16 protein-coding genes are annotated in these 18,069 nt (G+C 66.7%); 12 read left to right on the plus strand and 4 right to left on the minus strand.

From position 1 onward, the window contains the following. The first annotated feature begins 40 nt into the window (after positions 1 to 40). The 3 genes from OKW76_RS08980 (at position 41) to OKW76_RS08990 (ending at position 2,065) form a co-directional block, all read left to right on the plus strand. Positions 41 to 391 (plus strand): YraN family protein, encoded by a 351-nt coding sequence (locus OKW76_RS08980; protein WP_265548578.1) that lies wholly within the window; start codon positions 41 to 43, stop codon positions 389 to 391. A gap of 122 nt (positions 392 to 513) precedes the next feature. Then, positions 514 to 1,470 carry a glutathione synthase gene (gshB, locus tag OKW76_RS08985; protein ID WP_265548579.1) on the plus strand — a complete coding sequence of 319 codons (957 nt, stop codon included), beginning with the start codon at positions 514 to 516 and terminating at the stop codon, positions 1,468 to 1,470. Then, the gene (locus OKW76_RS08990; protein WP_265548580.1) at positions 1,463 to 2,065 is read left to right on the plus strand and encodes a DedA family protein; all 603 of its coding nucleotides are present in this window, start codon (positions 1,463 to 1,465) and stop codon (positions 2,063 to 2,065) included. Before gshB ends, OKW76_RS08990 begins: the two co-directional genes overlap by 8 nt. 18 nt (positions 2,066 to 2,083) lie before the next feature. Here the strand turns inward: OKW76_RS08990 and OKW76_RS08995 are convergent, their stop codons facing one another. Together OKW76_RS08995 and fsa are read right to left on the minus strand one after the other, a co-directional pair. Then, on the minus strand, positions 2,084 to 2,965 hold the full coding sequence (locus OKW76_RS08995; protein WP_265548581.1) for a tyrosine recombinase XerC: 882 nt from the start codon (positions 2,963 to 2,965) through the stop codon (positions 2,084 to 2,086). Positions 2,966 to 3,143: 178 nt separating this feature from the next. Beyond that, complete coding sequence (fsa, locus tag OKW76_RS09000; protein WP_265548582.1) at positions 3,144 to 3,797, minus strand: fructose-6-phosphate aldolase; 654 nt, start codon at positions 3,795 to 3,797, stop codon at positions 3,144 to 3,146. 111 nt (positions 3,798 to 3,908) lie between these two features. Here fsa and OKW76_RS09005 point away from each other — a divergent pair, with 111 nt between their 5' ends. The 5 genes from OKW76_RS09005 to OKW76_RS09025 all read left to right on the plus strand — a co-directional run bounded on the left by OKW76_RS09005 (position 3,909) and on the right by OKW76_RS09025 (position 11,693). Then, positions 3,909 to 4,574 carry a DUF2490 domain-containing protein gene (locus tag OKW76_RS09005; RefSeq protein WP_265548583.1) on the plus strand — a complete coding sequence of 222 codons (666 nt, stop codon included), beginning with the start codon at positions 3,909 to 3,911 and terminating at the stop codon, positions 4,572 to 4,574. Positions 4,575 to 4,795: 221 nt separating this feature from the next. Beyond that, a complete protein-coding gene (locus OKW76_RS09010) occupies positions 4,796 to 6,967 on the plus strand; it encodes a primosomal protein N' (RefSeq protein ID WP_265548584.1) in 2,172 nt (723 codons plus the stop codon). A 310-nt stretch (positions 6,968 to 7,277) separates the two neighbouring features. Then, positions 7,278 to 8,768, plus strand: coding sequence for a S1C family serine protease (locus tag OKW76_RS09015; RefSeq protein ID WP_416221801.1), 1,491 nt, complete (start codon positions 7,278 to 7,280; stop codon positions 8,766 to 8,768). 59 nt (positions 8,769 to 8,827) lie between these two features. After that, entirely contained in the window at positions 8,828 to 10,360 is a 1,533-nt protein-coding gene (locus tag OKW76_RS09020) for a hypothetical protein (protein WP_265548586.1), read from the plus strand. Between the two features lie 469 nt (positions 10,361 to 10,829). Next, positions 10,830 to 11,693: a hypothetical protein gene (locus OKW76_RS09025; RefSeq protein ID WP_265548587.1), complete on the plus strand. Its 864-nt coding sequence runs from the start codon at positions 10,830 to 10,832 to the stop codon at positions 11,691 to 11,693. A gap of 317 nt (positions 11,694 to 12,010) precedes the next feature. On the opposite strand, the gene ada is transcribed toward OKW76_RS09025, so the two are convergent. Both ada and OKW76_RS09035 read right to left on the minus strand, forming a co-directional pair. Continuing rightward, positions 12,011 to 13,069 carry a bifunctional DNA-binding transcriptional regulator/O6-methylguanine-DNA methyltransferase Ada gene (gene ada / locus OKW76_RS09030; RefSeq protein ID WP_265548588.1) on the minus strand — a complete coding sequence of 353 codons (1,059 nt, stop codon included), beginning with the start codon at positions 13,067 to 13,069 and terminating at the stop codon, positions 12,011 to 12,013. Positions 13,070 to 13,128: 59 nt separating this feature from the next. Continuing rightward, complete coding sequence (locus OKW76_RS09035; RefSeq protein WP_265548589.1) at positions 13,129 to 14,091, minus strand: hypothetical protein; 963 nt, start codon at positions 14,089 to 14,091, stop codon at positions 13,129 to 13,131. Positions 14,092 to 14,335: 244 nt separating this feature from the next. On the opposite strand from OKW76_RS09035, the gene OKW76_RS09040 reads away from it, so the two are divergent. The 4 genes from OKW76_RS09040 to OKW76_RS09055 all read left to right on the plus strand — a co-directional run bounded on the left by OKW76_RS09040 (position 14,336) and on the right by OKW76_RS09055 (position 18,063). After that, entirely contained in the window at positions 14,336 to 14,902 is a 567-nt protein-coding gene (locus OKW76_RS09040; protein ID WP_265548590.1) for a F0F1 ATP synthase subunit delta, read from the plus strand. Positions 14,903 to 14,913: 11 nt separating this feature from the next. Beyond that, on the plus strand, positions 14,914 to 16,443 hold the full coding sequence (gene atpA / locus OKW76_RS09045) for a F0F1 ATP synthase subunit alpha (protein WP_265548591.1): 1,530 nt from the start codon (positions 14,914 to 14,916) through the stop codon (positions 16,441 to 16,443). 121 nt (positions 16,444 to 16,564) lie between these two features. Beyond that, on the plus strand, positions 16,565 to 17,449 hold the full coding sequence (locus OKW76_RS09050; protein ID WP_265548592.1) for a F0F1 ATP synthase subunit gamma: 885 nt from the start codon (positions 16,565 to 16,567) through the stop codon (positions 17,447 to 17,449). Then, positions 17,449 to 18,063, plus strand: a complete 615-nt coding sequence (locus tag OKW76_RS09055; RefSeq protein ID WP_265548593.1) for a hypothetical protein — start codon at positions 17,449 to 17,451, stop codon at positions 18,061 to 18,063. Before OKW76_RS09050 ends, OKW76_RS09055 begins: the two co-directional genes overlap by 1 nt. Positions 18,064 to 18,069: the final 6 nt, after the last annotated feature.

The following is an 18,069-nucleotide window of genomic DNA, read 5'->3' on the forward strand; positions in this document are numbered from 1 at the left end:
CAAGCCCTCCCCCGCCCCCTCCCGCACGCGGGAGGGGAGTGTGCTTCGCCGCGCCGCCGATCAACGCGGCCGCGATGGCGAGGCCGAAGCTGCCGCCTACCTCGCCGCCCAGGGCTGGACGATCCTCGACACCCGAATCCGCACCCCCGCCGGCGAAGTCGACCTCATCGTCCGCCGTAAGAAACTCGTCGCCTTCGTCGAGGTGAAAACCCGCGCCACCGCCGGCGGGCTGGACTTCGCGATCGATGAACGCCGCCTCGCGCGCGTCGCCGCTGCCGCCGAGATGCTCGCCCCCTGCTACCTCAAGCCCGGCGACGATATGCGCGTCGATGTGCTGCTGCTCGCCCCCGGCCATCCGCCCCGCCATATCGAGAATGCCTGGATCGGGTGACTTTGCCGCGATCCGCTTCTAGATGCGCATCCAACACCGTCACCCCAGCGAAGGCTGGGGTCTCCCGCGGCTCGAGACCCCAGCTTTCGCTGGGGTGACGGTCAAGGGGCAAGGAGGCCGCAATGTCGCTTACCGTCGCAGTCCAGATGGACCCCCTGGCCGGCATCAACATCGCCGGCGATTCGACCTTCGCGCTGATGCTGACCGCACAGGCGCGCGGCCACCGGCTGTTCCACTACACCGCCGATGCGCTGAACTATGCCGATGGCCGCGTCTGGGCCAAGGCGCATCCGGTCACGGTGCGCCCCGAGCCGGGCAACCACTTCACCGCCGGCGACCCGGTGTCGCTTGATCTGGGCGAAGAAGCCGATGTCGTGCTGATGCGACAGGATCCGCCCTTCGACCTCGGCTATATCACCGCAACCCATTTGCTCGAGCGGATCACCGACCGGACGTTGGTGGTCAACGATCCCGCGCAGGTCCGCAACGCGCCCGAAAAGGTGTTCGTCCTCGATTACGCGCATTTCATGCCGCCGACGCTCGTCACCCGCAGCCTCGACGAGGCGCGCGCCTTCCTCGCCAAGCACGGTTCGGTCGTCATCAAGCCGCTCCACGGCAATGGCGGCAAGGCGATCTTCAAGGTCGACGCCGATGGCCAGAACCTGTCGGCGCTGATCGAGGTGTTCAACATGACCTGGCCCGAGCCGCATATGGTCCAGGCGTTCCTTCCCGACGTTGCCAAGGGCGACAAGCGGATCGTGCTGGTCGATGGCGAGATCGCCGGCGCGATCAACCGTTTGCCCGGCGAAGGCGAAATCCGATCGAACTTGGCGGTCGGCGGCTCGGCTGAAGCCACCGAACTCACCCAGCGCGAGCGCGAGATCTGCGCCGAGCTAGGCCCCGAACTCAAGCGGCGCGGGCTGATCTTCGTCGGCATCGACGTGATCGGCGGCGAATGGCTGACCGAAATCAACGTCACCAGCCCCACCGGCATCGTCGCGATCGACCGGTTCAACGGCACCGACACCGCGGGTGCGATTTTCGACGTCATCGAAGCAAAGGTAGCGCAACGTGGCTGATTGGGTACGCGAACTGATCGAACAATCCTCGTATCTCGGGGTCATGTTGCTGATGTTCCTCGAAACGGTATTCCCGCCGATTCCGTCGGAGATCATCATGTCGCTGGCCGGGTTGCAGGCGGCGCGCGGCACGATGACGTTGTGGGGCGCGATCGTCGCCGGCACGATCGGCGCGATGGCGGGGAACATCGCCTGGTATGCGTTTGCGCGCTGGCTCGGCTATGATCGGTTCCAGCCGCTGATCGATCGGTATGGCCGCTGGCTGACGCTCGACTGGCGCGAGCTCAAACGCGCGGATGCCTTTTTCGACCGTTACGACAAATGGTTCGTGTTTCTCGGCCGAATGCTACCAACAGTGCGATCGCTGGTGTCGATTCCCGCCGGACTGTTCGAGATGCCGTGGAAGCCGTTCTTGTTCTGGTCGACGCTTGGCACCTTCGGCTGGACTGCGGGCCTAGCGACAGCCGGCTATATTCTTGGCAGCAATTACGAGGACGTCGATCGTTATCTTGGGCCGGTCTCGACCGGCGTGATCGTCGTGCTGCTGCTGTGGTACGTCATCCGCGTGCTGACCTGGAAGCCCAAGCCGCGCTGAACCGACGCCCCGCCGTGGTTAGGCGCGCGGATGGGCATTGCGGTACACGTCCATCAGATGCGCCGCATCGACCGCAGTATAGACCTGCGTCGAACTGAGGCTCGCATGGCCGAGCAGCTCCTGTAGCGAGCGAAGATCGGCCCCGCGCCCCAGCAGATGCGTCGCGAAGCTGTGCCGCAACGCATGCGGCGTCGTCCGGTCGGACAGCCCCAGCCGCACCCGCGCCTTGCGCACCGCAACCCGGATCATACCGGGCGACAGCGCCCCCCCTTTAGCCCCGCGAAACAGCGGCAGCCCGCGCGCCGTGGCATAGGGGCAGGCAGCGACATAGGCGGTGATCGCATCGCGCACCTGCGGCAACAGCGGCACCATCCGTGTCTTGGCGCGCTTGCCCGTCACGACCAGCGTATCGCCCAGCGGCAGCACCGCGCCGGTCAGCCCCATCGCCTCGCCGATCCGCAGGCCTGCGCCATAGAGCAGCATCAGCACCGCGAAATCGCGCGCGCCGATCCACGGTTCGCTCGCGTCCTCCTCAACCTCTTCGGCCAGCGCGACGGCTTCGTCGGGGGCGATCGGGCGCGGCACGCCCTTCTTGACGCGCGGCCCTTTGATCCGGGGCTCGGCGACTCCGGCGAAGTCCAGAAAAGCGCGCACCGCCGATAATTCGCGCGCGGTCGAGGCGTTGGTCAGCCCCTCGCCGCGCCGCATCGCCAGGAACGCGCGCAGATCGGCGGTGCTGATCCGGCCAAGCGCGGCGGCATCGATCGCCTCGCCCCAATGCGACTGCAGGAACGCGACCAGCCGAACCGCCGTCGCTTCATAAGCCCGCACCGTGTGCACCGATCGTCGCCGATCGCGGGCAAGATGCTGGGCAAAAGCCAGGGGGAGCGGGATGGACATGGCGGATGTGGTACTAGACCAGAAGGCCGGTGTCGCTCCCCCAACCCGTCACCCCGGCCTTGAGCCGGGGCCCAGAGCCCAACGGGGTATGCCGTCAGGGAAAGAACGCCCGTGTCGTCATCGGCAGCCCCCCGGTGGCCCCCGGCACAAGGCCGGGGTGCCGGGCAGGCCTCTAGGTTCAGCCGATCTTCTGCCCGGTCTTCGCCCAATCGGCCAGGAATCCCTCAATCCCCTTGTCGGTCAGCGGATGCTTGACCAGCTGGCGGATCACCGAAGGCGGCGCCGTCATCACATCGGCGCCGATCCGCGCGCTTTCAAGCACATGGATCGGGTGGCGAACGCTGGCGACCAGGATTTCGGTGTCGAAGGCGTAATTGTCGTAGATCAGCCGGATGTCGCCGATCAACTGCATGCCGTCGAAGCCGTTATCGTCATGCCGGCCGACGAACGGCGAAATAAAGGTCGCCCCCGCCTTTGCCGCCAGCAGCGCCTGATTCGCCGAAAAGCATAGCGTCACATTCACCATCGTACCGTCGTCGGTCAGCGACTTGCAGGTCTTCAGCCCGTCGATCGTCAGCGGCACCTTGACCGCGACATTGCCCGCGATCTTGCGCAGGATTTCGGCCTCGCGCATCATCCCGGCATAATCGAGCGCGACGACTTCGGCCGATACCGGGCCGTCGACGATGCTGCAGATTTCGGTGACGACCTCGATGAAGTCGCGCCCCGCCTTGTGGATCAGCGACGGGTTGGTGGTCACGCCGTCGAGCAGCCCGGCTTCGGCCAGGTCGCGGATGTCGTTCACGTCGGCGGTGTCGGCGAAGAATTTCATGGCTGCAGCATTCCCGATTTCGATTGAGCGATGGGGGTGGCCGCTTTAGGCGACCGGCAACGCGCTCATATCGCCTGGGACGAGGAGCGTACACCCTGGAAACCCAACGCGATGCGAAGCCTGATCGTTCCCTTGCTACTGGTTGCGGCGCCCGCCGCGGCGCAGGAACAGGACGCGCAACTGTGGATCATGACCTCGGCCCAGCTGCCGATCGAGGACGATCTCAAGCTCGAGATCGACACGACCGTGCGCTTTTCGGATGCCGATGGCGGCTTCTACGAATCGCTGCAGGCACTCTATGTTACCCACACGCTGCCCGGCGACGTCGCGCTGTCCTGGGGCTATCAGCGCAACGAATCCGAAACCGATGCGCCAAAGACCTTGGAGAACCGGCTACGCCAACGGATAGCGATGCCGATCGCCGCGATCGGCCGCAGCGAGCTTCGCTTCCAGCTCCAGACCGAACAGCGCTTCCGCAACGACGGCGGCGATATCCAGTATCGCGCCCGCCCGCGGCTGAGCCTGCGCATCCCGCTCGGCGATACCGACGCGCCGCAGCTTGCGATCAGCCACGAAAGCTTCCTCGCCACCCACGCCGACTGGAGCCGCCAGCGCGGCTGGGCGCGGATGCGCAACCAGGCGGGGATGCGGGTACCCGTGGCGAAGTCGCTCCGGCTCGAGCTGGCGTATCTGAACCAGTATGACGCCCCGATCGACGGTCGCCGCGCCGCAATCGACCACATAGCGTTCGTCCAATTGCTCTGGACGCCCGACTAACTTCCCCCTCCCTGGAAGGGAGGGGTCGGGGGTGGGTCGAGTGCTCGCGATACGGCAGCCTCTTTCGAGATCTAGCCGTAACCCCAGGCCTCTACCCACCCCCAGCCCCTCCCTTCCAGGGAGGGGAGAAGCAACGCCAGCCCCTCTCTTCCAGCGAGCAGAGCCCCCTCACCCAACCCTACCCTTCCCCCGCGCCGTGCAATCCCCGATATACCCCGGTAATGTCCTCCTCCCGCGCTCGCGTCATCGTCATGAATTCCGCGCTCGGCCCGCTCGACTATCGCGTGCCGCACGGGATGGACGTCGCGCCCGGGTCGATCGTTATCGCCCCGCTCGGCCCGCGCCAGTTGCTCGGCGTCGCCTGGGAAGCCGATCGGCTGCCGACCGAGGAAATCGGCGACAGCCGCCTGCGCAACCTGCTCGGCGTCGCCGACGCGCCGCCGATCCCGGCCAATCTGCGCCGGTTGATCGAATGGACCGCCGATTATTACCTTGCCCCGATGGCGAGCGTACTGCGGATGGCGCTCGCCTCTACGTCGGCACTCGAAGGGGCAAAGCTCGCGATCGAATATCGCGCCACCGGCCACGTCCCCGATCGCCTCACCCCGCAGCGCACCCAGGCGCTGGAGCGGATCGGCGACCGCCAGGGAATTATCCGCGAACTGGCGACGATCGCCGATGTCTCCGACGCGGTAGTGCGCGGACTGGTAAAGGCGGGCGCGCTCGAGGGGATCGAGGTCGATATCGACCATCCCTATCCGCTCCCTGATCCGGGCTTCGGCGCGCCCGATCTCTCGCCCGACCAGCAAGCGGTCGCCGCCACCGCCTGCCGCGCGGTCGATGCGCGCGCGTTCCAGCCGTTCCTGCTCGACGGCGTCACCGGCTCGGGCAAGACCGAGGTATATTTCGAAGCGGTCGCCGCCGCGATCGCCGCCGGTCGGCAGACCTTGGTGCTGCTCCCCGAAATCGCGCTGACCGAACCCTTTCTCAAGCGCTTCCACGCGCGCTTCGGCTGCGAGCCGGTGGCGTGGCATTCGGACCTTCGCCAATCGCAGCGCCGCCGCGCCTGGCGCGCGATCGCCAGCGGCCAGGCGCTGGTCACCGTCGGCGCGCGTTCGGCGCTGTTCCTGCCCTATCCCAATCTGGGCCTGATCGTGGTCGACGAAGCGCACGAAACCAGCTTCAAGCAGGAAGAGGGCGTCCATTATCACGCCCGCGACGTCGCGGTGATGCGCGGCAAGTTCGAGGGGTGCCCGGTGATCCTCGCCACCGCCACCCCCGCGATCGAGACTCGCCAGCAGGTCGCGCTTGGGCGTTATACCGAACTCAAGCTGCCCGGTCGCTATGGCGTCGCGCAAATGCCCGCGATCGAGGCGATCGACCTGCTGCGCGAGCCCCCCGATCGCGGTCGCTGGATCGCACCGCGCCTGATCAAGGCGATCGACGAGACGCTCGAGCGCGGCGAACAGGCTTTGCTGTTCCTCAACCGCCGCGGCTATGCCCCGCTGACGCTCTGCCGCACCTGCGGCCACCGCTTCCAATGCCCCAATTGCACCGCCTGGATGGTCGAACACCGGCTGATCCGCCGCCTCGCCTGCCACCATTGCGGCCATGTCATCCCGACTCCGCGCGCCTGCCCCGAATGCGGCGAAGAGGAAAGCCTGGTCGCCTGCGGCCCCGGCGTCGAACGCATCGCCGACGAAGCGATGGCATTGTGGCCCAATGCCAAGGTCGCGGTGGTCACCTCGGACACGATCTGGTCGCCCGCCAAGGCCGCCGAATTCGTGCATAGGATGGAGGCGCGCGAGATCGACATCGTCGTCGGCACGCAATTGGTGACCAAGGGCTATCACTTCCCCAATTTGACGTTGGTCGGCGTGATCGACGCCGATCTCGGCCTGGCGGGCGGCGATCTGCGCGCCGCCGAGCGGACCTTCCAGCAGATCATGCAGGTCGCCGGACGCGCGGGGCGCGGCGAAAAGCCGGGCCATGTCTATATCCAGACCCACGAGCCGACCGCGCCGGTGATGGAGGCATTGGTGTCGGGCGACGCCGAGAGCTTCTACGCCGCCGAAACCGAAGCGCGCCGCGATTCGGACACCCCGCCCTTTGGCCGCTTCGCCGCGATCGTGGTGTCTAGCGAGGACAAGGACGCAGCGCTCGACACCGCCCGCGCGCTGGGCCGCGCCGCGCCGCGGATCGACGGCATGGAAGTGTTCGGCCCTGCCCCCGCGCCGCTGGCGATGCTCCGCGGCCGCCACCGCTTCCGCCTGCTGGTCCACGCCAGGCGCGCCTTCGACGTACAGGACGCGATCCGTGCCTGGCTGGGCGGGGTCGATTGGTCGGCTAAAGTCCGCGTAGTGGTCGACGTCGATCCGTATAATTTCTTGTAGGGCTATCGGCGCTGTAGCAAAGCGCAGGCAACATGGGGGGCCGGTATGCAACTTCTTCGTGAAGCGTTTCCGAACCGTGTACGCACAAGGTCGCAGCCCTCTCCCTCGTTCGTCCTGAGTAGCCACCGAGTAGCGGCGCAGCCGCGTATCGAGGCGGCCTATCGAAGGACAGGGTGGCGCGTGGAGCGCTGCTTCGATACGCGCCCTCGATACGGCCTCGCCTACTCGGTCGCTACTCAGCACGAACGGTATATATAATGGCTTCCTGTCCCCGCATCGAACCTGCCCGAAACCCGGCGGATACCGCTTCGTGTTGAGGCTGCTCTGTGCCATCGCGCTATTCCTGTGCGCCGCCACCCCCGCCCGCGCCGACGACATTTCCGCCGCCGGGCGCGGGGTGGTGCGGATCGTCACGATCGCGGTGGTCGAGGATGAAGTCGTCGGTTTCGGCCACGGATCGGGCTTCGCGGTGGGGCCGAACCGGATCGTCACCAACGCGCATGTCGTCGAGCTGGCCGCGCGCTATCCGGGCAATGTCGTGATCGGCGTCGTCCCCTCCGAAGGCGATCGCTCGTTCCAGGGGCGGCTGATCGCGGTCGATCCCAATCGCGACCTCGCGCTGATCGAATTCAGCGGCGCGGGCCTGCCGCCGCTCGCGCTCTATACCGGCCCGGTCACCGATGGGGAGCTGCTGGTGTCGCTCGGCTATCCGGGCAATGTCGATCTCGCGACCGCGCAAAGCTCGGCCGACTTCATCACTCCGTTGTCGCCGGTACGCTCGCAGGGCAATTTCGCCGGCCTGCGCAGCCTGGCGGGGACGCAGGTGCTGCTCCACACCGCCGGCATCGCGCGCGGCAATTCGGGCGGCCCGCTGCTCGATCGCTGCGGGCGGGTGATCGGGGTCAATTCGGCGATCACCCGCGCCGATGACGGCGATTCGGGGTTCGCCTTCGCAATCGCCAATGCCGAGCTCGCCGCCTTCCTGCGCGAGGCGGGGCAGAAGGTGCAGACCGTCGGCGGCGGCTGCATCGGCATGGAGGAACGCCTCGCCACCGATCGCCAGGCCGACGCCGCCGAGGCGGCGCGTGCCGAGCAAGCCGCCGAACGCGCCGAAGCCGCGCGCGCCGCGCGGATCGTCGCCGCGCGCGAAGCGGCCGAGCTGGCGCGCGAGAATTTCATCGCGATCGCCGCGGTGCTGCTGGTACTCGGTGCGCTGCTGGTCGGCGCGGCAGGCCTGCTCGAAACCCGCGGCCAGCGCCGCTGGGCGATCGGGCTGGGCATCGCCGGGATCGCGCTGATGCTCGGCGCGGTGCTGGTCTTCCTGCTCCGCCCCGCCTTCGATCCCGAACGCGCCGAGGCGGGTGTATCGCCGCCGGCGCCGGTCGAGGAGGCCGCACTCGGGCCGATGACCTGCACGATCCTGCCCGATCGCAGCCGCGTGACGGTGTCAGCTACCGACGATGTGCAGATCGACTGGGGCGCCGATGGCTGCATGAACGAGCGCACCCAATATGCCGAGGCGGGTGACGGCTGGGAGCGCATCCTGGTGCCCGCGAGCGAACAGACGGTATCGGTGCTCGCCTTCAACCCCGCGACGCGCACCTACACCAACAGCCGCTATCTGCTGTCAGCCAGCCAGATGGCGGGCGCGCGCCGGCTGCGCGCCGAGGTTGGACTCAAGACCTGCGCTCCCGAAGGCGCGCCGCGCGCCAACCTCGCGACACAGCAGGCCGCGATCCGCGCGACGCTGCCGCCGCTCCCCAATGAGCGATTGGTCTATCGCTGCACGCCCAAGATCTAGCCGGTTTCCCCGCCGCGCATAAGGCGTTAGCCTTCCCGAAAGACCAGCGGAGTGCATCGATGAAGCGGCTATTGGCAATCCTCGCGCTCCTGCTGCCCGCCACCGCGCACGCCGAATGGTATGAAGCGACGACGCCGCATGTCCGCGTGCTCGCCGAAGGCAAGGAAGCCGACGCGCGCAAAATCGCCGACCAGATCGAGCGCTTCGACGCCGCGCTGCGCTACCTGCGCCAAACCCCCGATCGCGACGACGGCCCCGCCGGCCGGCTCACCATCTATGTCGTCGACAGTTTCGCGCAGGTCGATCGGCTCAACCGGGGCTCGAACGTCGCCGGCTTCTATGTGCCGCGCGCCGGTGGGTCGGTCGCCTTCGTGCCGCGCCGTGCCGACAGCCGCGACACGCTGGCGCTCAGCGAGGAGGCGGTCCTGCTGCACGAATACACCCATCATTTCATGTTCCGGAACTACACCGCAGCCTATCCCGCCTGGCTGACCGAAGGCTTTGCCGAATTCCACGCCACCGCCACCTTCGACGACGACGGCAGCGTCCAGATCGGCGCGCCGCCGCTCTATCGTGCGCGCGGGCTGTTCACGCCGGTGCAATTGCCGATCGAGCGGCTGCTCGATCCCAGCGGCGCCCGCCTGAACCCGCAAGCCATCGACAATCTCTACGGCCGCGGGTGGCTGCTGCTGCACTATCTCACCTTCGACAAGCCACGCGGCAAGCAGCTCGCTGCCTATCTGCGCGCGATGGCCGAGGGAAAGCCCAGCCTCGACGCCGCCCGGATCGCGTTCGGCGATCTCAAAAAGCTCAACCGCGACCTGAACGCCTATACCGGCAAACGGCTGACCGCGGTGCGCATCCCCGCGACCGCGCTCAAGCCCGCGCCCGTCAGCGTCCGCCGCCTGACCCCGCCCGAGGAAGCGGTGATGGACGTCCATATCGTCTCGACCAGCGGGGTCGATCGCGAGCAGGCACGCAAATTGCTGCCCAAGGTCCGCAAGGCGGCGCAGCCCTATCCGGACCATTCCTTCGTCCAGGCGGTGCTCGCCGAGGCCGAATTCGACGCGGGGAATCTCGACGAGGCCAAGGCGGCGGCCGATCGCTCGGTCGCCGCGGATCCCAAATCGCGCAACGGGCTGTTGTACCAGTCGATGGCGATGACCCAGCTTGCGCTCGCCGCGGGCGATCGCAGCCCGCAGACCAAGCGCGCCACGCGTGCGCCGTTGCTCGCCGCCAACCGGCTCGACCCCGACGATCCCCGCCCGATGCTGCTGATCTACGAGCATTACCGCGCGTTCGGCGACACGCCCGGGCCAAGCGTCGTCGGCGCGATCCAATATGCGCACAGCATGGCCCCCGAGGATCACGGCCTGCGCCTGACCGCCGCGAGCGAATATCTCCGCGCCGGCAAGGTGTCGCGCGCCCGCGCGCTGGTGGCGCCGTTGGTGTATGATGCCCATGCGGGCCGCCAGGAGGCCGCCACCGCGCTGCTCGCACTGATCGACGCTTATGGCACCAACGCCGCCGACGCGACGGCAGGGGCGGCCGACACCCCCAAAGCGGGCGCCGGCCAGGCCGCGAACCCATAAAGGACCGCCTTGCGCACAAGCGCGAGTCGGCGGGGCTCCGAACCTCGGAAAGCTACAAAAGCTACACTACGTCCCCCCCGGATTCGCTCTTTCCGCGACACAACGCGATGCGGGGGAGGATGAGGGACGCGTGGTCATGCGGCATGCGTAACAAAGCGGGGGCTTGTAGGACAGCGGGGTTGGTTGGGAAGATTGCGGGAAGTGGTGGAAAGCGGACCTTGCGCTATCGCGAGCGGTAGCTGAATCTGCCCAAAGAAAGTACCAATGTGAATAACCGTTAGTGCCGCATCGGCAAAAGCAGATTAGAAAATACCGCTGTATTTACCTCGAAGGTATAGAACCGCTTCCTGCGGGCTTCATCCCCGCTGCAAGGCAACGTAAATGCCCCCCTCGAACCATTTGAGAGCCGCCCGATGTACTTCCGTCGACCGAAGGACCACAGGTTCAATGGCCATTTCGGAAACAAAGCATGAGGCTCATGCCACCTCTCCCCGCATTGTTGATGGTCGCAAACCTCGTCGCAAGCCCTCAATTGATGGCTCAAGAGGGGCAACGCGCGCTTCAAGCCGAAAAGCAGGCACCCCAGCGGGAAGATGTCGTTGTGACCGGCCAACGCGATCTCGATGATCTCGATGATCCTGATTCAGCAGTCACCCGCAAGACCTTGGGCAGCGGCAAAACTGGGGCCGGCCCCACCGTAAGCCGGTCCGTTTTCGCATTTTCTCGTCGGTTTGCCCGTTGCGCTATGAAGCGTTCGCCCAAGGGCCTTAGCCTTGTGCGCCGAGTGCTGGACGGACAAATCAACAGTGCTACGCATCGATATGCGCAGAGGCGGCTGGTTCAAGCCTATGTAGCCTGTTCGCAAAATCCCTCGATGGTTCTGCAATCGGAAACCGGCGCCAGCATCTCAAGAAATTACAACACGTTCTACTATGATCGCGGAGCATTGTTTATCGAAGCGCTTAACAGCTTTGCGCCTGACCTACGTCTGACGAAAGAGCAAACCACGGACACAACGGTGCACGCCCGGTTCGATGCGCGGGAAGTGCCGCTGGCGAGAATGCGCGACCCTATCGACCGCAGCTTCTTCGAAATGGCGGTTTGCCTCGTTCGCCTGAACCCTGAAATCGCAGTCGAACTGGTCAGGGCGGAAGGCGGTATCAGTCGGATCGACGCGCTAGAGGCGGCGCTCGTTAACAAGGGACGAGTATGCATCGGTGGAGCGAAACGCGTGTACTTCGATGCTACCCAGTTCCGTTTCTACATCGCCGACGCCGTTTATCGTTGGGCGGTGGCGGCCAAGGGTGTTGATACACTTATACCAAAGGGCTGAAATTCAACTCTATTCATTCTGCATTTCCGAGGCTGCGGCAAACCCGCCGAAGAGCCGGCATCAGACAATGCATCCTGTTCTATCGGAGTATGACCGAGCGTCTGCTTTCGGACACGGCGCGAGGCGAGCGAAACGTAGGGAACTGGGCGTTGCAGACAGGCTGCTTGTTATGAGTTTGCGGTCCAGCAAGCAGCGGCCCGTGTCCGCCCGTGCTAGGCTTGTCGAAGCACCGCCCTTGCTTCGCATCCGGCGTGCACCCAATAACCGGCGCCGCGACATGCGCAGCACGGGTCGGGATAATGACAACAGCCCCCGCTTCAATCCCCCCGCTTCGCTTCGCGCACCCCCTCGCGTCGGCGGAGCGCCAGCTTGCGATCTAGGCCATAGGCATAGCCGCCCAGCGTCCCGTCGCTGCGTTGCGCGCGGTGGCAGGGAATGACGATCGCGACCTGGTTCGCGCCGCACGCGGTTCCCGCCGCGCGCACCGCGCCGGGATTGCCCGCGGCGGCGGCGAGCTGGGCATAGCTTCGCGTCTCGCCCGGCGGGATCGCGCGCAGCGCCTGCCACACCGCCTCCTGGAACGCGGTCCCCTGCACGTCGATCGGCAGGTCGCGATCGAGCCCCGGCGTTTCGACCTCGGCGACCACATCGGCCGCCAGCCGCGCCAGCGCGCCATCGCCCTCGACGATCTGCGCGTGCGGGAAGCGCACGCGTAGCGATTCGGCATCCTCGTCGAACGATACCCGGCACAGCCCCTTGTCGGTCGCGGCGACCAGCATCGGCCCCAGGCTCGTCTCGGCGAGCGTCCAGCGGATCGTCACGCCTTCGCCGCCGCGCTTCCAGGCGCTCGGCGTCATCCCCAGCCGGTCGCCCGCGGTTTCGTAGAATCGGCTCGGCGCCGAATAGCCCGCTTCGTAGATCGCATCGGTCACGCGTTCCTCCTGCTGCAATGCCGCCACCGCGCGCGTCGCCTTGAGCCCGCGCGCATAGGCGGCAGGCGTCACCCCGGTGGCGCGCTTGAACAGCCGGTGGAAGTGATGCGGCGCATAGCCGACCGCCGCCGCGAGCTCGTCGAGCCCCGCGGGCGCGTCCTCGCCGCCGAGCAGCGCGACGGCGCGCGCCACCGCCAGCCGGTCGCGCCCCACTTCGTCGGGCTTGCAGCGAAGGCACGCGCGGAACCCCGCGTCGCGCGCATCGGCGGGATCGCGATAGAATTGCACATGCGCGCGCAGCGGCCGCCGTGCGGGGCAGCTCGGCTTGCAATAGATCCGCGTCGTCGTGACCGCGACGATCACCCGCCCGTCAAACGCCCGGTCGCGCGAATCGAACGCCGCCCAGGCATGATCGTCGGTGATGTGGAACCGGGTGTTGCTCATGGGCGCCTCGATAGGCCTATGCGCGCGCCGATGCATCCCGCGGCTTGCCGCCAAAGCGATCAGCCGCCGCGCGCCGCCCGGCGCTCGGCGGCATCGGCGCGCGCGGTCATCGTCGCCTCCACCCGCGACAGCGCCTCGCGAATGTCGCTCGCGCGCGGCTCGATCGCGCTGGCTGCGGCATAGATCGTACGCGCTTGCTCGAGCGAATCGGCTGCCTCGGCGCATAGCGCGCGGTTGAACACCACCGATGGATGGCCGGGCATCGCCGCTTCGATCGCATCGAATTCGCCGCACGCTGCGCGCAAGTCGCGCTGGGTCAGCCGGATCGCCTGCTTGAAGCGTTCGCCGGCCGCCTTGTCCATGCCCTTGCGCCCCTCGCGAAAGCGGATGTTCACCCGCTCGGCGCGCGGCGTGAGGTCGTCGCGCACCTCGGCGGCGATCGTGTCGATCATTGCCGACACCCGGTCCTCGACCCCGACCGGACTGGTGTCGCCGGGACACCAGCTGACTTCCTCACGCCTGGGATGCTGCTCGGCATAGAGGATCCGGCCATCGGCATTGCCCACCACGCGAAGGTCGGCGCGCACGCTCAACACCCGTCGCCGGCAATCGAGCTCGACATTGCCGCGCTTCTTGCAGTCCTTGTCGCTCCCCTCGATGCAGCGGTTGCGCTCGAGCTTCACCCGGTTTTCCTGCACCTCGGAAATGACCGCGCCGTCGAGCACGCCATCGGCATCGGCCCCGCCGCCGCGCCGCCCCGCCATCAGGTCGAAATGCGGCTGCCCGTCGGGGCCCGGCTGCGCCAGCGCGCGCTCGATCGCCATCGCCAGCCGCATTCCGTCCCCGCCGCCGAGCCGGCCGATCGCGAGCGAATCGAGCATCGCCACCGCACGATTGCCCGCTGGGGTCTCGGCGACAAAGCCGACGCTTTCCGCCGCGGCGCCCGAAACCATGCTCGCCGCCAGTCCGATCGCGAAGCATTTCGCGCCCAACACCCCCGCCACCGTCATCCGATCCATCATGCATTCCCCCGATTGCTGAACGACTTGTCGCGCAAAGATCGGCGATAGACAACGGGGGCGTAACGATCGACGGCAACGCCTTCGCCGCAGGCCCCCCGTCCACGCCCCGCCAGGGCCACGCTGCCGCACCGCTTGCGAAACCCGCCACCCGATGCTAGCAGCCCGCCAACCCATCAGGGCCGCACAGCTTGCGGCCCCTTTTGCGTATGGGGCCAATTCTAGCTCCCAAGAGGAACCCGATCGCGTGGAGACTTCCAGCGGTACTTCAGCCAGCATCCAGGCCAGCCTGAGCGGACGCTATGCGACCGCGCTGTTTTCGCTGGCGCGCGATGCCAGCGCGATCCAGCAGGTCGAGGCGAGCCTCGCCACCATCGCCAAGGCGCTGACCGAATCGGCCGACTTCAAGCGGCTGACCACCAGCCCGCTGCTCGGCCGGATCGAGGCGGGCAACGCCATCGCCGCGGTCGCGCCGGTGCTCGGGCTCGATCCGACCACCACCAAGTTTCTCGGCGTGCTCGCGCAGAACCGCCGGCTCGGCGCGCTGCCCGCGATCATCGCCACCTTTCGCGAGCTGGCTGCACAGCATCGCGGCGAAACGACCGCACAGGTCGTCTCGGCCCACCCGCTTACCGACGACCAGGTCGACGCGCTGAAGCAACAGCTTCGTGCCCGCGTTGGCCGTGACGTCGCGGTTGACCTCTCGGTCGACCGCTCGCTGCTCGGGGGCCTGGTGGTCCGCATCGGCAGCCAGCGTATCGACAGCTCGATCAAGACCCGTCTGAACACCCTCGCGCACGCGATGAAAGGCTGAAGGCTAAGACAATGGATATCCGCGCCGCAGAAATCTCGAAGGTCATCAAGGACCAGATCGCCAGCTTCGGCACCGAAGCAGAGGTCAGCGAAACCGGCCAGGTGCTCAGCGTCGGCGACGGCATCGCGCGCATCCATGGGCTCGACAACGTCCAGGCGGGCGAGATGGTCGAATTCGCCAATGGCGTGCAGGGCATGGCGCTCAACCTCGAGGCCGATAATGTCGGCGTCGTGATCTTCGGGTCGGACTCGGAGATCAAGGAAGGTGACGTCGTCAAGCGCACCGGCACGATCGTCGACGTGCCGATCGGCAAGGGCCTGCTTGGCCGCGTCGTCGATGGCCTGGGCAATCCGATCGACGGCAAGGGGCCGATCGTTTCGGACCAGCGCAGCCGCGTCGAGGTCAAGGCACCCGGCATCATCCCGCGCACCTCGGTGCATGAGCCGATGCAGTCGGGGCTCAAGGCGATCGACGCGCTCGTCCCCGTCGGCCGCGGCCAGCGCGAGCTGATCATCGGCGATCGCCAGACCGGCAAGTCAGCGGTCGCGATCGACACCTTCATCAACCAGAAGGCGGCAAACGCCGGCGACGACGAAAAGAAGAAGCTGTACTGCGTCTATGTCGCGGTCGGCCAGAAGCGCTCGACCGTGGCACAACTCGTTCGCACGCTCGAAGAGAACGGCGCGATGGAATATTCGATCGTGGTCGCCGCGACCGCGTCGGACCCCGCGCCGCTGCAGTTCCTCGCGCCCTATACCGGCACCGCGATGGGCGAGTATTTCCGTGACAACGGCATGCACGCACTGATCGTGTTCGACGATCTGTCGAAGCAGGCGGTCGCCTATCGTCAGATGTCGCTGCTGCTTCGTCGTCCGCCAGGCCGCGAAGCCTATCCGGGCGACGTGTTCTATCTCCACAGCCGCCTGCTCGAGCGCGCGGCCAAGATGAACGACGCCAATGGCGGCGGTTCGCTGACCGCACTGCCGATCATCGAGACGCAGGCGGGCGACGTTTCGGCGTACATCCCGACCAACGTGATCTCGATCACCGACGGCCAGATCTTCCTCGAAACCGACCTGTTCTTCGCGGGCATCCGGCCTGCGATCAACGTCGGCCTGTCGGTCAGCCGCGTCGGCTCGGCCGCACAGACCAAGGCGATGAAGAAGGTCGCAGGCAGCATCAAGCTCGAGCTCGCGCAGTATCGCGAAATGGCGGCGTTCGCGCAGTTCGGTTCGGACCTCGATGCCTCGACGCAAAAGTTGCTCAACCGCGGCGCACGGCTGACCGAGCTGCTCAAGCAGCCGCAGTTCCAGCCGATGCCGTTCGAGGAGCAGGTCGTGTCGATCTTTGCGGGCACGCAAGGGTATCTCGATGCGATCCCCGCGACCGACGTCGTTCGCTACGAACAGGCGATGCTGACCGAGATGCGTTCGAGCCACAGCGACGTGCTCGCCGCGATCCGCGACAGCAAGGATCTGAAGGACGATGTCCGCGACCGCCTGAAGGACGCGCTCGCCGCGTTCGCCAAGACGTTCGCTTGAACTAAAGAGCCCTCTCCCCTTCAGGGGAGAGGGTTGGGAGAGGGGCAGGTATGGACCCCCTCTCGTACTGCCCCTCTCCCCGGCCCTCTCCCCTGAAGGGGAGAGGGAGAAGGACACGAAGATGGCCTCTCTCAAGGCGCTGAAACTGCGGATCGGGTCGGTCAAGTCGACCCAGAAGATCACCAAGGCGATGAAGATGGTCGCCGCCGCGAAGCTGCGCCGTGCGCAGGAAGCGGCCGAAGCCGGTCGCCCCTATGCCGAGCGGCTCGAAGCCGTCGTCGCGCGCCTCGCCGCCAAGGTTGCGGGCAGCGACAATGCGCCGCTGCTGCTGTCGGGCACCGGTAAGGACGATGTCCATCTGTTCGTCGTCGCAACCAGCGACAAGGGGCTCGCCGGCGCGTTCAACAGCAACATCGCGCGCATGGCGCGTCGCCGCGCGCAGGAGCTGATCGCGCAGGGCAAGACGGTGAAGTTCTACACCATCGGCCGCAAGGGTCGCGCGGTGCTCAACCGCATGTTCCGCGAGCAGATGGTGCATGGCATCGAGCCGGGCGACCTGGGCAAGCTCAAGTTCGATGATGCGCGCGGTTATGCCGATGATCTGATCGCGCGCTTCCAGGCGGGCGAGTTCGACGTCGCGCATCTGTTCTACGCCACCTTCAAGACCGTGCTGACGCAGGAGCCGACCGAGCTCCAGCTGCTCCCCGTCGCGATCCCCGCTGCCAAGGCTGCCGCCGACAATGACGGCGGCGCGGTGATGGAATATGAACCCGACGAGGAATCGATCCTCGCCGATCTGCTGCCGCGCGCGATCGCGATCCAGCTCTATCGCGCGATCCGCGAGAATGCCGCGTCGGAGCAGGGCAGCAAGATGACCGCGATGGACAATGCCACGCGCAACGCGGGCGATCTCATCAAGCGGCTGTCGATCGAATATAACCGCGCGCGCCAGGCGGCGATCACGACCGAGCTGGTCGAGATCATCTCGGGCGCCGAGGCGCTTTGATGCGGTCGGGGATCGTCCTGTTGTGCGCAGCGGTGCTGGCGGGCTGCAACAGCCAGCCGCCCGAACCGACCGTGCTCGAGAACGAAGCGCAGATTGCCGCCACCGCCGCGACGATGCGCGGCTGGGACCGGGTGTTCAACGTGCCGACCGAGACGATCGGCCGCGCCAACCAGTTCGGCTTTCGCGCGCCCGCTTATGCCGCCGACGGCCCGACCTTCCTGTCCGAAGGCGCGCCGATCACGCTGTCGCAATCGGACGCGGACAAGCCCAACACCGGCACGTTCGAGGCAGCGGGCACGACTGCACAGGCGATCGAGCGCGTCGCCTTCACGCTTCGCATCACCGATCCCGCGAATGCCGATACCGCCAAGCAGCGCTTCACCGACATGATCAAGGCGTTCCTGTCGCAATATGACCTGCAGGACGACGAAGCCCTCGCGGCGATCGCTAGCGAAACCGCCTCCGACGCCACCGTCGCGGGGCAGCCGAGCTCGATCGCGGTCGCCAAGGGCGACGGCGACACCCGTACCATCACCGTGACTTTTACTCGCCCGGCGACTATCACGCCGGACATTCAGCCAGCCCAAGGACAAGCAGATGGCAACCGCGCCTGAAATGAT

The organism is Sphingomonas sp. S1-29, assembly GCF_026167545.1.
Classification (GTDB): Bacteria; Pseudomonadota; Alphaproteobacteria; order Sphingomonadales; family Sphingomonadaceae; genus Sphingomonas.

Coding starts and splice junctions, on each gene's coding strand:
- gshB (WP_265548579.1), top strand. CDS start 514: ATGTCGCTTACCGTCGCAGTCCAGATGGACCCCCTGGCCGGCATCAAC.
- OKW76_RS08995 (WP_265548581.1), bottom strand. CDS start 2,965: ATGTCCATCCCGCTCCCCCTGGCTTTTGCCCAGCATCTTGCCCGCGAT.
- fsa (WP_265548582.1), bottom strand. CDS start 3,797: ATGAAATTCTTCGCCGACACCGCCGACGTGAACGACATCCGCGACCTG.
- OKW76_RS09005 (WP_265548583.1), top strand. CDS start 3,909: ATGCGAAGCCTGATCGTTCCCTTGCTACTGGTTGCGGCGCCCGCCGCG.
- OKW76_RS09010 (WP_265548584.1), top strand. CDS start 4,796: ATGTCCTCCTCCCGCGCTCGCGTCATCGTCATGAATTCCGCGCTCGGC.
- OKW76_RS09020 (WP_265548586.1), top strand. CDS start 8,828: ATGAAGCGGCTATTGGCAATCCTCGCGCTCCTGCTGCCCGCCACCGCG.
- OKW76_RS09025 (WP_265548587.1), top strand. CDS start 10,830: ATGAGGCTCATGCCACCTCTCCCCGCATTGTTGATGGTCGCAAACCTC.
- ada (WP_265548588.1), bottom strand. CDS start 13,069: ATGAGCAACACCCGGTTCCACATCACCGACGATCATGCCTGGGCGGCG.
- OKW76_RS09035 (WP_265548589.1), bottom strand. CDS start 14,091: ATGATGGATCGGATGACGGTGGCGGGGGTGTTGGGCGCGAAATGCTTC.
- atpA (WP_265548591.1), top strand. CDS start 14,914: ATGGATATCCGCGCCGCAGAAATCTCGAAGGTCATCAAGGACCAGATC.
- OKW76_RS09050 (WP_265548592.1), top strand. CDS start 16,565: ATGGCCTCTCTCAAGGCGCTGAAACTGCGGATCGGGTCGGTCAAGTCG.
- OKW76_RS09055 (WP_265548593.1), top strand. CDS start 17,449: ATGCGGTCGGGGATCGTCCTGTTGTGCGCAGCGGTGCTGGCGGGCTGC.